Consider the following 14,427-nt stretch of genomic DNA (forward strand, 5'->3'; position numbering starts at 1 on the left):
CTTTTAGCAGGTCATTTATGAGCACACCAATCGCAATCGATATCAATAAGATTCTGAAATTGCTACCGCATCGTTACCCATTCCTCTTGGTGGATCGTGTTCTAGAAATCACACCACGTGAGAGTATTACTGCGTTAAAAAATGTCACTATGAATGAGCCGTTCTTTCAGGGTCATTTCCCAGATTTTCCTGTAATGCCTGGTGTGTTAATTATTGAGGCATTGGCACAAACGGCAGCCTTGCTTACTTTCTCTGAAGAGCGTGCGGAAGACGCGATTTATTACTTTGCTGGTATTGATGGGGCGCGCTTTAAAAAGCCGGTGTTGCCTGGCGACCAGCTCATCATGACTGCCATACTAGAGCGTGGTCGTGCTGGGATTTATAAGTTTGCTGTTAAGGCAACTGTGGATGGTGAGATTGCGGCAGAGGCGAATATTACTTGTGCGGTTCGTACGAAAGGCGCGTAATGACTCGGATTCATGCATCTGCTGTAGTAGACAGTAAGGCTGAACTGGCCAGTGATGTTGAAGTTGGCCCATATTCTGTTATTGGCCCTAACGTCAAAATTGGCGCTGGCACCAAAGTAGGCTCTCATACCGTTATTGAAGGCTACACCACCATTGGCAAAGAAAATACCTTTGCCCATTTTGCTGCTATTGGCGGCCCTCCACAGGATATGAAATACCGTGGAGAGCCAACTCAATTAATCATTGGTGACCGTAACACTATTCGCGAGTTCACGACGATTCATACTGGTACCTCGCAAGACGAAGGTATCACTCGCATTGGTAATGACAACTGGATCATGGCTTATGTTCATATTGCTCATGACTGTCAGGTTGGCAATCACACTATCTTCTCAAGTAATGCGCAAATTGCTGGGCATGTACAAGTGGAAGACTGGGCAATCATGGGTGGTATGTCTGGAGTGCATCAATTTGTTCGTATCGGACAGCACGCTATGCTAGGTGGCGCCTCTGCCTTAGTACAAGATATCCCGCCGTTTGTGATTGCTGCTGGAGATAAGGCGTCTCCGCACGGTATTAATGTTGAGGGATTAAAGCGTCGCGGTTTCTCAAGCGAAACAATTTCTGCTTTACGTCAAGCTTACAAAGTACTTTATAAAGATGGCCTGAGTTTTGAAGAAGCTAAAGTAGAAATTCAAAAGATGGTGCTTGCATCATCCGCTGATGCCGCTACTACTGAAAAGCTAGCGCAGTTCCATGATTTCATTGCCGCTTCTACCCGCGGCATTATTCGGTAACGGAATTACTTTGCCAAAGTTAGCTTGTGTAGCTGGCGAACCTTCTGGTGATCTATTGGCGGCGCCAGTTCTTAGTGCGCTGAACCAAATACCAGACATGTCTGGCCTTGACGTCTATGGCATTGGCGGTCCCCGCATGCAGGCCGAGGGCATGCGCTCTGATTGGCCTATGGAAACCTTGAGTGTGCGAGGTTACGTTGAGGCTATCAAGCAACTTCCAGCGATTCTGAAGCTTCGTAAAGAACTCATTCAAAACCTCCTCAATGAAGACAGGCCCGACGTCTATCTTGGAATTGATGCGCCTGACTTTAACTTAGGCGTTGAGTTGGAGTTGCGTAAGGCAGGTATTCCAACTTTACATTTCGTATCCCCCTCAATCTGGGCTTGGCGGGCAGGGCGCATTAAGAAGATATCCCAAGCGGTAGAGCGCATGCTCTGCATCTTCCCCTTTGAAACAGAAATCTATGACAAAGCTGGCGTTACGTCTACATATGTGGGGCACCCATTGGCCAGCGAGATTCCACTTGAGCCAAATATTGAGCAAGCGCGAGAAAAATTAACTCAACACCTCCAAATTCCCGCCGCCTCACTTGAGGGTTTGGTAATTGCTGTCTTACCTGGAAGTCGTGGTTCTGAGATTGAATTGATTGCCCCAGTCTTTTTTGAAACTATGCTGTTATTGAGTAATAGACTAAAAGGCCAAAAGCTTAATTTCTTAATTCCTGTAGCTACTCCAAGACTGCGTGAGCCCCTTGTGCAGCTTTTGCTTAAAGCAAAAAATAGCAATCCAGATATTCAGATTCATCTACTGGATGGGATGGCTGATGAAGTGCTGGAAGCTTCCGACGTAGTATTAATCGCAAGCGGCACAGCTACCTTACAAGCCGCTTTGTGGAAAAAACCGATGGTGATTTCTTATAAGGTGCCTTGGTTGACGGCTCAGATTATGAAGCGCCAAGGTTATCTTCCATATGTAGGTTTGCCAAATATTCTTTGCGGCGAGTTTGTTGTACCAGAGCTTTTACAGCATGATGCTACGCCTGAAAAATTAGCCAATGCCGTACAAGAGTGGATAGAGCATCCAACTAAAGTTACCAAACTCAAAGAACGTTTCGCACAAATGCACGAAACTTTGCGTCGTCCTACGGGTTTGTTGGTTGCGCAAGCGATAGCTCAGACGATCGCCAATAATCGCAAAAAGCAAGTAAGCGCATGAGCCTCATTTGGGTTTGCGGTGTAGATGAAGCCGGGCGTGGACCATTGGTTGGTGCAGTAGTTGCTGGTGCCGTAGTGCTTGATCCCAATAATCCAATTGAAGGTTTAAAAGATTCTAAGAAGTTAACTGCTGCTCGCCGTGAATATCTCTATGAACAAATCATGGAAAAGGCAAAAGCTTGGGGTGTTGGTGAAGCCAGCCCAGTTGAAATCGATGAGATTAATATTTTGCAGGCTACGATGCTGGCAATGCGTAGGGCAATCGAAGATCTCACCACTCGCTTAGGCACTTGGCCTGATAAAGCATTGATTGATGGCAATCGCTGTCCAGAATTGCCGATTGCTGCAGAAGCGATTGTGAAGGGTGACTCTAAAGAGCCTGCAATTTCAGCTGCTTCGATCGTAGCTAAAGTAACGCGTGACCGACAGATGCAAATATTGCATGAGCGCCACCCAGAATATGGATTTGCACAACATATGGGTTATCCAACGGAAGCCCATTTTGCAGCCCTGAAACAATTTGGCGCATGTGATCAACATAGAAGAAGTTTTTCGCCGGTGCGAAAAGTTCTAGAAAACCAAAGCCACTAAGCCATGGACTTTGATCTCATTACCTCCAAAGAGAATCCTCTGTTTAAAGAGATTCGTAATCTACAGGCTACTGGCTCTAAAGGGCAGAAGGCTAGGCTAGCGAGTGGCCAAGCTTTGTTGGAAGGTATTCATCTGGTTCAGACTTGGGTGGGTGATCCAGCTTTAAGAATCCTTCTAACCTCTGAAGTGGGTTTGAAGAACATGGAAATCTCTCAAGCGGTTTATGAGCACCTAGAAATTTGTCCTGAGACTAAAGTATTTCAGTTGGATAGTGATCTGTGGGATTTACTGAGTGACTTAGTAAATGCGCCGCATATTGCTGGGCTCTTAGATCTTCCTAAATCAACGATTACTCCACCACAATCGATTTCGACACTTGCTGGTGATGTGGTGATATTAGATCGAGTACAAGATGCCGGTAACGTAGGTTCAATTCTGCGAACCGCAGCTGCCGCTGGCTTTACTCAAGTGATTGCTTTATCTGGTTGTGCGCATTTATGGTCCACCAAGGTATTGCGCGCAGGTATGGGCGCCCACAAACTGCTAGATTTATATGAGGGTTGGTCTAACCAACAAGTATTGAGTGCAGTCACTGCACCCTTATTGGCAACTACCGCAGATGCAGAACAAGACCTTTATTCCCTAAAAAAAGAGCTGCTGCATCCAGTTGCTTGGGTAATGGGTAGTGAGGGGCAGGGCGTATCAGAGGATTTACTTGCGCAAGCCAAAGGTATCTCTATCCCAATTGATCCAAGAGTGGAATCGCTTAATGTCTCAACGGCAGCGGCAGTATGTCTATTTGAGACTGTGCGTGTTAGGCGTACTTAATCCACAGACCTAAAACTTAGCCTAGTATCGTTTTATCTGACTTAATAGCCTGCAGTACGGTGGTGGCAATTTCTTCAATGGACTTGCTAGTGGTGAGCACCCAAGGAATAGATTGTTTTTTCATCATCGCTGTTGCTTCATTAATTTCATAACGGCAATTTTCTAGCTTGGCGTAATTACTGCCTGGTCTGCGTTCATTCCGTATTTCTGAGAGTCGCTCAGCATCAATCATCAGACCAAAGATCTTCTGGCGATAGGGCATCAAATCTTTAGGTAGCTGCCCGCGTTCAAAGTCTTCGGGAATCAGGGGGTAGTTTGCCGCTTTTAATCCGTACTGCATTGCAAGGTAAAGGCTGGTTGGCGTTTTACCTACTCGGGAGATGCCAAGCAGAATGACGTCGGCTTCAGCCAGGTTTTGGTTGGATTGACCATCGTCATGGGCTAAGGAATAGTTAATCGCCTCAATACGGTTCTTATAGGCCTCGGTATCTGCATTGTGGTGGAGGCGGTTCATGGCGTGGGTAGATTTCATGCCCAAAGCGGCTTCTAATGGGGCCACAAAAGTCTGGAACATGTCCAGGATCAGGCCATTTGCCTTGCCAACAATGGCATTGAGCTCAGAGTTCACCAAAGTGGTGAAAACAATCGGCTGGATACCATATTTGTTGGCCGCCTGGTTAATGCTGCTAACGGCGTCATGGGCCTTATCGGTACTATCCACAAAAGGCACCCTAATGTGCTTAAAAGTGGCCTCAAATTGAGCCAAAATCGACTGGCTGAAGTTATCGGCGGTAATGCCGGTGCCGTCAGAGACAATAAAAACAATGCGGGTTTCGTTAGACATGGATTTGGCTTAAAAGTCAGGGTCAGCACTACAATAGAATCATATTAAAGCATGCCCCGTTTAGGGTGGCCGCTATACCAGTTTCCTTATCTTTTGAGAGTATTTTATGTCCAACCAACAGCAACAAAATAGCAGTATGACTGATGCCTATGTTTTGCCTTTTGAGCAACTTCGCATGACTGATGTTGAATCAGTCGGCGGTAAGAATGCTTCCTTAGGAGAGATGATTTCTCAATTAGCGTCTAATGGGGTTCGTGTTCCAACAGGTTTTGCAACTACTGCATTAGCATTCCGTGATTTTCTAAGTCACAACAATTTGACTGAGCGTATTCAACAGCGTTTAGAAGGTTTAAATATTGATGATGTGCGTGCCTTAGCGCAAGCTGGTGCAGAAATTCGTAACTGGATAGAGACAGCGCCCTTTCAGCCAAAGTTAGACGAAGAGATTCGTAAAGCATTCGCAGTTCTAGATGATTCTGGCAAAGGTTCATTTGCCGTTCGATCTTCAGCAACCGCAGAGGACTTACCAGATGCTTCATTTGCAGGGCAACAAGAAACTTTCTTGAACGTCGAAGGTATTGATGATGTTCTGAAGAAGATTCGTGAAGTATTTGCTTCTCTGTATAACGATCGCGCTATCTCCTACCGTGTTCACAAGGGCTTTGCCCACGCTGAAGTGGCTTTATCCGCTGGTATTCAGCGCATGGTGCGTTCAGACTTAGGTGCTGCTGGAGTGATGTTCACGCTGGATACCGAGTCTGGATTTGAGGATGTGGTTTTCATTACCTCTAGCTATGGCTTGGGTGAGACTGTGGTACAGGGTGCAGTAAACCCAGACGAGTTTTATGTATTTAAAACTACCTTAGCGCAGGATAAGAAAGCAATCATTCGCCGCTCCTTAGGTTCTAAGTTAATTCAGATGCAGTTCGCTCCTAAGGGCTCTGCAGAAAAAGTGCAAACTGTTGATGTCACTCCAGAAAAGCGCAATCGTTTTTCTTTAGAAGATGCAGATATCACTGAGTTAGCTAAATATGCTGTGATTATTGAGAAACACTACGGTCGTCCAATGGACATCGAGTGGGGTAAAGATGGTCAAGACGGTCGCATCTATATTCTCCAAGCTCGCCCTGAGACTGTAAAGAGTCAGGCTGCTGGCCAAGTAGAGATGCGCTATAAATTAAAAGGCAGCTCAAAGGTATTGGCAAAAGGTCGCGCAATCGGTCAAAAGATCGGTGCAGGCCCTGTGCGTATTATTCGTGACCCAAGTGAGATGGATCGCGTTCAGCCAGGTGACGTATTGGTTGCTGATATGACTGATCCTAATTGGGAGCCAGTAATGAAGCGTGCTTCTGCGATTGTGACCAATCGTGGTGGACGTACTTGCCATGCAGCGATTATTGCCCGTGAATTAGGCGTACCTGCGGTTGTTGGTTGCGGTGATGCAACCGAGCATTTACAAGATGGCATGATGGTAACGGTTTCTTGCGCCGAAGGTGATGAAGGTCATATTTATGATGGCTTGATTGAAACCGAAGTCACTGAAGTATCTCGCGGTGTATTGCCTGAGATTCCAGTGAAGATCACCATGAATATTGGTAATCCTCAATTAGCATTTGATTTCTGCCAAATTCCAAATGCAGGTGTTGGCTTAGCCCGTCTTGAGTTCATCATCAATAACTACATCGGTGTACATCCACGCGCAGTATTAGAATATCCAAATATTGATCCTGATCTGAAGCGTGCAGTTGAGAGCGTGGCCCGAGGTTACGCTAGTCCACGTCAGTTCTACGAAGATAAATTGGTCGAAGGTGTTGCAACGATTGCCGCAGCATTCTATCCAAAGCCAGTGATCGTTCGTTTGTCAGATTTCAAATCCAATGAATATAAGAAGCTCATTGGTGGATCACGTTACGAGCCAGATGAAGAGAATCCAATGTTAGGATTCCGCGGTGCATCACGTTACGTTTCTGAAGACTTTGGTGAAGCCTTTGCTCTCGAGTGCGCAGCTATGAAGCGCGTGCGTGAAGACATGGGCTTAGACAATGTAGAAATCATGGTTCCGTTTGTACGCACTATCAATCAGGCAAAGCGTGTGATCGATATGATGGAGAAGTTTGGTCTCAAGCGTGGTGTTAATGGTTTGCGCCTCATCATGATGTGTGAGATTCCATCTAATGCTATTTTGGCTGATCAGTTCCTTGAATACTTTGATGGTTTCTCAATCGGTTCAAACGACATGACTCAATTAACCCTGGGCCTAGATCGTGACTCCGGTATGGAATTGTTAGCTATCGACTTTGATGAACGTGATCCAGCGGTAGAGTTCATGATTGCTCGTTCAATTGATGCCTGCCGTAAACAAAATAAATATGTTGGTATTTGCGGTCAAGGCCCTTCAGATCACCCAGACTTTGCTCGTTGGTTAGTTGAGAAAGGCATTACCTCAATCTCATTAAATCCTGATAGCGTAGTGGCTACTTGGGAGATGTTAGGTAAGAATTTAAAAGCCTAAACCAAAACGGATAGCGTCAAAGCAAAAGGCCTAGATTTTTTCTAGGCCTTTTTGTTTATAAATGCAGCTAGCGCTTCATCATTATTGGAGACTTACTTTTTCTTTACAGCTACCTTCCTCGGCACCACTTTCTTTACTGCCTTCTTTACGGGAGTGGCCTTAGTTGTTCTTGTAGCCTTTTGAGCTCTCGCCTTAGATGGCGGATGATTTATTGGAACAATCCCCATTTTTTTAGCGGGAGTAGAGATGTCACTCGACTTATTGGCGCCGCTCCAACTTGGTTCCGCTATGGAGTTAAAAGCCTCGCGTAGCTTATCGCCCCATGCTTGATGAATCATTGCGAAATAAGGGTTTGCATCATCTAGAGTAACGAGCTTAGTGGCTTTTAGAGAATTTTTTTCGTAAACCAGCATATCCAAAGGCAGCCCAACTGAAATATTACTTTTCAGAGTCGAATCCATGGAGATTAGGGCGCACTTGGTTGCTAGGTTAAGTGGTGTATTGAAATTGAGTACTCGGTCTAAGATGGGCTTTCCATATTTGGATTCGCCAATCTGGAAATAGCAAGTCTCGGGTGTAGCTTCAATAAAGTTTCCTGCTGAGTAAATATTAAATAAGCGCGGTTTCTCTCCTTTCACTTGGCCACCAAAAATCATATTGCAATTAAATTCGAGTCCTGCTTTTTCAAGGGCTATATGATCTCGTTCATAAACTTGTTTGATGGCATCACCCACAACAACTGCAGCTTCATATGAGTTTTTGGCTGTCCATAGGTTCTTGCCCTTAAAAAGCTGTCCTTGAAGCAGAATTTCCTTAACAGACTGGGTAATAGCAAGGTTGCCAGCACTCAATAGGGTAAAGAAGCGATCCTTGTTTTGAAACAAAGACATCTTTCTAAAGGAGCCAATTTGGTCTACGCCAGCATTTGTCCTGGTGTCGGATAAGAAAACAAGACCATCTTTTAGGCAAAGCCCAACGCAATACGTCATACACAGACCCTCTTCATTATTTCTTGGAATTATCTCTTAAATAACCCAGAGGGTTGCTATGGCAACTGTTGAATAGAAATGTTGGCGCTGAGTTCTTCTCCCCCGCCGCCAGAGCGCACCCCTTTAACAGGAGCGGCAGAATAATAGTCTCTACCAATGGCAAGGCGAATATGACGTGAGTCAACTAGGCAGGCATGGGTGATATCTACGCCAGTCCAGATGCCTTTATCTATATCGCTGCAAAAGTCGATCCAAGCATGGCTAGCAAGATTTGGAGACTCCTCTGCAAAGAAATAACCGCTGACATATCGCGCCGGAATTCCAGAGGCGCGGCATAGACTCAACATAATGTGCGCATGATCTTGGCAAACACCAGATTTCATGGCAAAGGATTGGGCTGCAGTCGTGGCAAAGTTCGTTTGGCCAGGAGAGTACACAATCAAGCCTTGAACTGCCTCAGCAAGTTTTAGCACTTGATCAACAGAATTTTTCTTTGGAATGCCATACGAGAAATATTCCAACATTTCATCTGTAGATTCAGTAAGATTTGTTTGCTGCAAAAGATAGTAAGGCGAAACTGCTTTAGCATCATCGACAAACTCAAATGCATCTTGTGTATGCACTTCACCTTCAGCCTCAATCATCATTGAGGTATAAGGACTTTCCTGCACAAATACACTGCAAAGATTGCCAAAAGTATCTATAGAGCTGGATGCTTTAATTGGCGTGCTAACTCTCCATTTATCTACCTGTTGACCCGCTAGAGTGGGAGGCGTCAAGCGCAATTCTTGTATTGAATAACGCACCGGTGTTTCATAGCGATATTCTGTGCGATGGCGAATTTTAAGATGCATATAGTCTTTGTAATTTCTTAGGCAACAGCAAGTGGAATGAGATAAGCATTGCTAAACTCATCGGCTATGTAGTTAATGCGCTCTAAGAAAGCCTCAATAAATTCTTCCAGGCCTTGCTCAAATACCTCATCAATATCAGAGTAATCCAAGCTTGCCTTGAGCTTTCCAAGCAAACGCTCAATTTCTTTGGATTGCTGATTCTTGACTTCGGAAATGAGGGGGATTAACTCATTGACGCAGGATACCAAGGAGCGAGGCATCTGTTTATTGAAGATGAGTAGTTGTGCAACTTGTTTTGGTGTGACTTGATCAGAATAAATTTGACGATAGATCTCAAATGCGGAGACAGAGCGCAGTAAAGCTGCCCAGTGATAGAAGTCAAAGAAGTTGACCCCTGATCCTTCATTACTGCCTTTATTTGGGTTTAATACTTTGAGCGCTGCCTGATCTTCATATTTAGTTTGAAGGATACGAGCGGTATTATCGGCACGCTCTAATAGGGTTCCGACGCTTATAAAGTAAAAGGCTTCGTTCTTTAGCATCGTTCCATAAAGCACGCCTCTAAATAAATGGCAGCGGTGTTTCACCCACTCTAGTAGACGGCTAGGATCGGCTTGATGTCTTGCTTCTAAGATGCGCTGCAGCTCAAGCCAAGTAGTATTTTGGGTTTCCCAAACTTCGGAAGTAATCTTGCCGCGAATAACGCGAGCATTTTCTCGTGCCGCATATAAACAGGAGACGATGCTGGAGGGATTGCTGGTTTCATAAATCATGAAATCCAGAGCATTCTCACGATTAACGACATCGTATTTGCTGAGGAAGGCTTCTTCCAACTTAGAGATCGTGAGTAGTTTTTTCCAGCTCTGTTCTAAAAACTCTGCAGGCTGCGGCAGTAGGGAGGTTTGATGGTTTACATCGAGCATGCGGGCAGTATTCTCTGCGCGCTCTGTGTAACGGGCCATCCAATAAAGACAATCAGCGGTACGACTCAACATATTTTCTTATTCCCCATACTCTTCACTCACTCTTCCAATACCCAGGTATCTTTAGTTCCGCCACCTTGGGAGGAATTCACTACTAAAGAACCTTCTTTGAGTGCAACCCTAGTCAATCCACCAGGAACCATCTTGATAGTCTTACCTGAGAGAACAAAGGGTCTTAAGTCGATATGCCTTGGTGCAACGCCTGACTCAACAAAGGTAGGGCAGGTGGATAGCGCCAATGTAGGTTGCGCAATATATTTATCTGGATTGGCGATAAGGTGAGTTCTGAATTCTTCAATCTCTGCTTTGGTTGATGCTGGACCAACTAACATGCCATATCCACCGGCACCATGAGTCAATTTCACTACCAACTGATCCAGATTGGCTAATGTATAAGCTAAGTCATCTGCCTTACGACACTGGAATGTCGGAACATTATTGAGGATTGGTTTCTCACCAAGATAAAACTCGATCATCTTTGGAACGTATGGGTAGATGGATTTATCATCAGCGATGCCGGTACCAATTGCATTGGCTAATGTCACATTGCCGGCACGATGTGCAGATAAAAGCCCTGCAACGCCTAAAGTGGAATCAGAGCGGAATGCTAATGGATCTAAGAAATCATCATCAACACGACGGTAGATGACATCTACGCGCTCAGGTCCCTGAGTGGTACGCATAAAGACTTGTTCATTCTTCACAAATAAGTCCTTACCTTCCACTAACTCAACGCCCATCTGTTGCGCGAGGTAGCTGTGCTCAAAGTAAGCAGAGTTATACATGCCTGGAGTTAGCACAACGACGTTTGGTTTTTTAACGTCATCCGGTTTAACTGACTTGAGACATTCCAATAAAAGATCAGGGTAATGCTCTACAGGAGCAATGCGATATTTTTGAAAGAGGTCAGGGAAGAGCCGCATCATCATCTTACGGTCTTCAACCATGTACGACACGCCAGAAGGAACGCGCAAGTTATCTTCTAAAACATAGAACTCACCTTCACCGGCGCGAACGATATCAATCCCAGCAATTTGTGCGTAGATGTCGCGCGGTATGCTGACGTTGCGCATCTCAGGGCGATATTGCGCATTGTTATAAATCTGTTCAGCTGGAACAATGCCCGCCTTAATAATGTCTTCATCGTGATACACGTCGTAGATAAAGCGATTGAGTGCTTTTACACGTTGACGTAATCCCGCTTCAAGTTGCTCCCATTCTTTGGCAGTAAAGATGCGCGGTACTTGATCGAAAGGGATGGTTCTTTCTGAACCAAGGTCATCACCATAGACAGCGAAAGTAATGCCCACTCGTCTAAAGATTAAGTCGGCTTCAGCGCGTTTGAGACCCATGAGGGAGTCGCTTTGCTGCTTCAGCCAATTGTGAAAAATTTCGTAGTGGGGACGCGCTTTGCCTGCGGCGTCGAGCATTTCATCAAAAGGCAATTTCATAACTACTAAAATAAAGCCTTTACAAGAGCTAGAAGAGATGATTTGAAGCGGCTTGGTGCTAAATTGCACCATCAAAGTGCATAAATGCTCAAATCTTTGGGCTGAGCTAGTCTAACTCAGTTTTTAAGGGCTTAGACGAGAAATTAGGCGTTTAAATCACCTCTAGCAATTCGGCCTTTTTGGACCTCCCACTCCCGTTCTTTGGTGGCTGCGCGTTTGTCATGCTGCTTTTTACCTCTACCAAGGCCGATTTCGCATTTGACATTGCCCTTAGAGAAATGCAGGTTCAATGGCACAAGGGTATAGCCCTTTTGCTCCACCTTACCAATAAGCTTGCGGATCTCAACAGCATTCAGCAGAAGCTTTCTGGTGCGAGTGTTTTCTGGAAGGATGTGGGTAGAGGCTGATAGCAAGGGGGTGATATGGCAGCCAATCAAAAATAGCTCCGCCTTGCGAATGACGACATACGCTTCTTTGATGTGCACGCGACCTGCGCGGATAGCTTTTACTTCCCAGCCTTCCAGCACAAGCCCTGCTTCAAAGCGTTCCTCGATAAAATAATCAAAGAAGGCTTTTTTGTTATCGACGATACTCATATTTATTTAGCTCTCAAGAACGATTATGGCAGACGTCTACAAGACCGTTTTAATTGGTCAATCAGCCGACCGCATGTACGGCTTAGTGACCGACGTCGCCCGTTATCCCGAGTTCCTGCCTTGGTGTGGTGGGGTAGAAATTTTTGAGCAGACCGAAACAGTGCTCGATGCCAAAATCAATATCAATTTCAAGGGCATTACCCAGTATTTCCATACGCGTAATGTCAATCACCGCCCAGAAACGATTGATATGGCCTTTGTAGATGGCCCGTTTAAGCATTTTTCTGGGCAATGGAACTTTATCCCTTTGCGGGAAGATGCTTGCAAAGTCGAGTTCAAGCTTCATTGGGAGTTCAAGAGCGTGATTCTAGATAAGATCATTGGCCCAGTATTTGGTCATATCGTCGGCACCTTTGTTGACTGCTTTGTAAAGCGTGCCGAGGACCTCTATGGCTGAGCAATCGCTTGAGCTGATTCTGTGTGATGCCAGATTGGGCGAGCCAGAGCTGAAGGCATTCAAGCTTGTTCTGGGTGCTGGAGAGTCAGCTACCGTAGGTTTGGCCCTAGTCAAGGCAGGCTTCGCTATTGGTCCAGACGACCCTGTTTTGAATAGGAAGGGCTGCTTTGGAGTCTTTGGTAAACGCAAGGACTGGGATAGTCCTATTTATGCCGGAGACCGCTTAGAGCTCTATTCCCCGCTATTAATCGACCCTAAGACGGTCCGGCGTAAGAAGGCTAATCAGAACCAGGATGCCAAATTCCAGGCTGCCGCAGCTAAAAGAAAGGCTAGGAGGCTATAATCTGTTTTTGCGACTAGGGGTTTTGCATGCGACTCATTCAAAAAGCACTCACTTTTGACGATGTGCTCCTCGTACCGGCTTATTCATCGGTACTCCCTCGAGATGCCAGCTTGGCAAGTAAGTTAACTCGAGATATTTCACTTAATACACCGTTGGTGTCCGCAGCTATGGACACGGTTACTGAAGGTCGATTGGCAATTGCCATGGCTAGTGAGGGTGGCATTGGCATTGTTCATAAAAACTTAAAGCCTGCTGAGCAAGCGCGTGAAGTAGCTAAAGTAAAGCGATATGAATCTGGTGTACTGCGTGATCCGATTACCATCAGTCCAGATGTGACATTGCGTCAGGTCATCCAGCTTTCTCGTGAACATGGTTTCTCAGGATTCCCAGTTCTAGTTGACAAAGAGGTTGTCGGAATTATTACGAATCGCGATTTGCGTTTCGAAGAAGATTTAGATGCGCCAGTAAAAACCAAAATGACTCCACGTGAGCGTTTGATTACCGTGAAAGAAGGCTGCTCATTAGATGAAGCAAAGCGCTTAATGAGTCATCATCGTTTAGAGCGCGTATTGGTTGTCAACGACAAGTTTGAACTGCGTGGCCTCATTACCGTTAAAGATATTCTCAAGGCAACTGAACACCCGAATGCTTGTAAAGACAGCGAAGGTAAGTTGCGTGTTGGCGCAGCCGTTGGCGTAGGTCCTGATAACGACGAGCGCATTGAGTTATTGGTACGCGCTGGTGTTGATGTGATCGTAGTTGACACAGCTCACGGCCATAGCCAAGGTGTATTGGATCGCGTGAAGTGGGTTAAGAAAAACTATCCGCATGTGCAAGTGATTGGCGGCAATATTGCTACTGGCGATGCTGCTAAGGCATTAGCTGATCATGGCGCAGATGGTGTCAAGGTGGGCATTGGCCCTGGTTCGATTTGTACTACTCGTATTGTTGCGGGTGTCGGCGTTCCACAAATCACTGCAATTGTGAATGTGGCTACTGCACTTAAGGGCACCGGTATTCCATTGATTGCCGATGGTGGCATACGTTACTCAGGTGACGTTGCTAAAGCATTAGCAGCTGGCGCTAGTTCAGTCATGATGGGTGGTATGTTTGCTGGTACTGAAGAGGCTCCCGGTGAAGTGTTCTTGTATCAAGGACGTTCTTACAAGAGCTATCGCGGCATGGGTTCATTGGGCGCGATGGCGGACGGTTCTGCCGATCGTTATTTCCAAAGCGACATTGTTGCGAATGCAGAAAAGCTCGTGCCAGAGGGTATTGAAGGACAAGTGCCTTACAAAGGTAGCGTATTGGCAATCTTGCATCAGCTTACCGGCGGCATTCGTTCTTCCATGGGTTACCTCGGATGCAAAACGATTGATGAGCTTCATGAAAAAGCCAACTTCGTTGAAATCACTTCAGCTGGCGTGCGTGAGTCGCACGTTCATGACGTGAAGATCACTAAAGAAGCGCCAAATTACCATATTGATTAACAACTAAAAA

15 protein-coding genes are annotated in these 14,427 nt (G+C 45.6%); 9 read left to right on the forward strand and 6 right to left on the reverse strand.

The genetic code is table 11. The annotated features are described in order from the left end of the window. The first annotated feature begins 17 nt into the window (after nucleotides 1-17). The 5 genes from fabZ to ICN48_RS00915 are packed head-to-tail and all read left to right on the forward strand — an operon-like array spanning nucleotide 18 to nucleotide 3,898. Nucleotides 18-467, forward strand: a complete 450-nt coding sequence (gene fabZ, locus ICN48_RS00895; RefSeq protein ID WP_216151873.1) for a 3-hydroxyacyl-ACP dehydratase FabZ — start codon at nucleotides 18-20, stop codon at nucleotides 465-467. Next, on the forward strand, nucleotides 467-1,264 hold the full coding sequence (gene lpxA, locus ICN48_RS00900) for an acyl-ACP--UDP-N-acetylglucosamine O-acyltransferase (protein ID WP_216151874.1): 798 nt from the start codon (nucleotides 467-469) through the stop codon (nucleotides 1,262-1,264). The genes fabZ and lpxA overlap by 1 nt, the downstream gene beginning before the upstream one ends. Continuing rightward, a complete protein-coding gene (lpxB, locus tag ICN48_RS00905; protein WP_216151875.1) occupies nucleotides 1,224-2,480 on the forward strand; it encodes a lipid-A-disaccharide synthase in 1,257 nt (418 codons plus the stop codon). The genes lpxA and lpxB overlap by 41 nt, the downstream gene beginning before the upstream one ends. Then, nucleotides 2,477-3,070, forward strand: coding sequence for a ribonuclease HII (rnhB, locus tag ICN48_RS00910; RefSeq protein ID WP_216151876.1), 594 nt, complete (start codon nucleotides 2,477-2,479; stop codon nucleotides 3,068-3,070). Before lpxB ends, rnhB begins: the two co-directional genes overlap by 4 nt. Nucleotides 3,071-3,073: 3 nt before the next feature. After that, nucleotides 3,074-3,898 (forward strand): RNA methyltransferase, encoded by an 825-nt coding sequence (locus tag ICN48_RS00915; RefSeq protein ID WP_216151877.1) that lies wholly within the window; start codon nucleotides 3,074-3,076, stop codon nucleotides 3,896-3,898. A gap of 16 nt (nucleotides 3,899-3,914) precedes the next feature. On the opposite strand, the gene ICN48_RS00920 is transcribed toward ICN48_RS00915, so the two are convergent. Continuing rightward, on the reverse strand, nucleotides 3,915-4,742 hold the full coding sequence (locus ICN48_RS00920) for a pyruvate, water dikinase regulatory protein (RefSeq protein ID WP_216151878.1): 828 nt from the start codon (nucleotides 4,740-4,742) through the stop codon (nucleotides 3,915-3,917). Nucleotides 4,743-4,848: 106 nt separating this feature from the next. On the opposite strand from ICN48_RS00920, the gene ppsA reads away from it, so the two are divergent. Continuing rightward, nucleotides 4,849-7,254, forward strand: coding sequence for a phosphoenolpyruvate synthase (gene ppsA, locus ICN48_RS00925; protein WP_255539397.1), 2,406 nt, complete (start codon nucleotides 4,849-4,851; stop codon nucleotides 7,252-7,254). Between the two features lie 92 nt (nucleotides 7,255-7,346). Here ppsA and ICN48_RS00930 read toward each other — a convergent pair whose 3' ends face one another. The 5 genes from ICN48_RS00930 to smpB form a co-directional block, all read right to left on the reverse strand. Further along, nucleotides 7,347-8,243: a peptidase gene (locus tag ICN48_RS00930; protein WP_255539398.1), complete on the reverse strand. Its 897-nt coding sequence runs from the start codon at nucleotides 8,241-8,243 to the stop codon at nucleotides 7,347-7,349. 56 nt (nucleotides 8,244-8,299) lie between these two features. Beyond that, the gene (locus tag ICN48_RS00935; RefSeq protein ID WP_216151879.1) at nucleotides 8,300-9,097 is read right to left on the reverse strand and encodes a transglutaminase family protein; all 798 of its coding nucleotides are present in this window, start codon (nucleotides 9,095-9,097) and stop codon (nucleotides 8,300-8,302) included. A 17-nt stretch (nucleotides 9,098-9,114) separates the two neighbouring features. Continuing rightward, nucleotides 9,115-10,092 (reverse strand): alpha-E domain-containing protein, encoded by a 978-nt coding sequence (locus tag ICN48_RS00940; protein ID WP_216151880.1) that lies wholly within the window; start codon nucleotides 10,090-10,092, stop codon nucleotides 9,115-9,117. A gap of 26 nt (nucleotides 10,093-10,118) precedes the next feature. Next, the gene (locus ICN48_RS00945; protein ID WP_216151881.1) at nucleotides 10,119-11,531 is read right to left on the reverse strand and encodes a circularly permuted type 2 ATP-grasp protein; all 1,413 of its coding nucleotides are present in this window, start codon (nucleotides 11,529-11,531) and stop codon (nucleotides 10,119-10,121) included. 143 nt (nucleotides 11,532-11,674) lie between these two features. Continuing rightward, on the reverse strand, nucleotides 11,675-12,127 hold the full coding sequence (gene smpB, locus ICN48_RS00950) for an SsrA-binding protein SmpB (RefSeq protein ID WP_216151882.1): 453 nt from the start codon (nucleotides 12,125-12,127) through the stop codon (nucleotides 11,675-11,677). Nucleotides 12,128-12,152: 25 nt separating this feature from the next. Here smpB and ICN48_RS00955 point away from each other — a divergent pair, with 25 nt between their 5' ends. From ICN48_RS00955 to guaB, 3 genes are read left to right on the forward strand one after another with little or no spacing between them, the layout of a single operon-like run. Further along, nucleotides 12,153-12,584 (forward strand): type II toxin-antitoxin system RatA family toxin, encoded by a 432-nt coding sequence (locus ICN48_RS00955; protein ID WP_216151883.1) that lies wholly within the window; start codon nucleotides 12,153-12,155, stop codon nucleotides 12,582-12,584. After that, on the forward strand, nucleotides 12,577-12,927 hold the full coding sequence (locus ICN48_RS00960; protein ID WP_216151884.1) for an RnfH family protein: 351 nt from the start codon (nucleotides 12,577-12,579) through the stop codon (nucleotides 12,925-12,927). Before ICN48_RS00955 ends, ICN48_RS00960 begins: the two co-directional genes overlap by 8 nt. A 26-nt stretch (nucleotides 12,928-12,953) precedes the next feature. Continuing rightward, entirely contained in the window at nucleotides 12,954-14,417 is a 1,464-nt protein-coding gene (guaB, locus tag ICN48_RS00965) for an IMP dehydrogenase (RefSeq protein WP_216151885.1), read from the forward strand. Nucleotides 14,418-14,427 lie beyond the last annotated feature (10 nt).

The organism is Polynucleobacter sp. JS-Safj-400b-B2, from assembly GCF_018881975.1.
Taxonomy (GTDB): domain Bacteria; phylum Pseudomonadota; class Gammaproteobacteria; order Burkholderiales; family Burkholderiaceae; genus Polynucleobacter.

Bases quoted from the DNA above. Each gene is read 5' to 3' on its own strand.
- fabZ (WP_216151873.1), top strand. From the start codon at position 18: ATGAGCACACCAATCGCAATCGATATCAATAAGATTCTGAAATTGCTA.
- lpxA (WP_216151874.1), top strand. From the start codon at position 467: ATGACTCGGATTCATGCATCTGCTGTAGTAGACAGTAAGGCTGAACTG.
- lpxB (WP_216151875.1), top strand. From the start codon at position 1,224: ATGATTTCATTGCCGCTTCTACCCGCGGCATTATTCGGTAACGGAATT.
- rnhB (WP_216151876.1), top strand. From the start codon at position 2,477: ATGAGCCTCATTTGGGTTTGCGGTGTAGATGAAGCCGGGCGTGGACCA.
- ICN48_RS00915 (WP_216151877.1), top strand. From the start codon at position 3,074: ATGGACTTTGATCTCATTACCTCCAAAGAGAATCCTCTGTTTAAAGAG.
- ICN48_RS00920 (WP_216151878.1), bottom strand. From the start codon at position 4,742: ATGTCTAACGAAACCCGCATTGTTTTTATTGTCTCTGACGGCACCGGC.
- ppsA (WP_255539397.1), top strand. From the start codon at position 4,849: ATGTCCAACCAACAGCAACAAAATAGCAGTATGACTGATGCCTATGTT.
- ICN48_RS00930 (WP_255539398.1), bottom strand. From the start codon at position 8,243: ATGACGTATTGCGTTGGGCTTTGCCTAAAAGATGGTCTTGTTTTCTTA.
- ICN48_RS00935 (WP_216151879.1), bottom strand. From the start codon at position 9,097: ATGCATCTTAAAATTCGCCATCGCACAGAATATCGCTATGAAACACCG.
- ICN48_RS00940 (WP_216151880.1), bottom strand. From the start codon at position 10,092: ATGTTGAGTCGTACCGCTGATTGTCTTTATTGGATGGCCCGTTACACA.
- ICN48_RS00945 (WP_216151881.1), bottom strand. From the start codon at position 11,531: ATGAAATTGCCTTTTGATGAAATGCTCGACGCCGCAGGCAAAGCGCGT.
- smpB (WP_216151882.1), bottom strand. From the start codon at position 12,127: ATGAGTATCGTCGATAACAAAAAAGCCTTCTTTGATTATTTTATCGAG.
- ICN48_RS00955 (WP_216151883.1), top strand. From the start codon at position 12,153: ATGGCAGACGTCTACAAGACCGTTTTAATTGGTCAATCAGCCGACCGC.
- ICN48_RS00960 (WP_216151884.1), top strand. From the start codon at position 12,577: ATGGCTGAGCAATCGCTTGAGCTGATTCTGTGTGATGCCAGATTGGGC.
- guaB (WP_216151885.1), top strand. From the start codon at position 12,954: ATGCGACTCATTCAAAAAGCACTCACTTTTGACGATGTGCTCCTCGTA.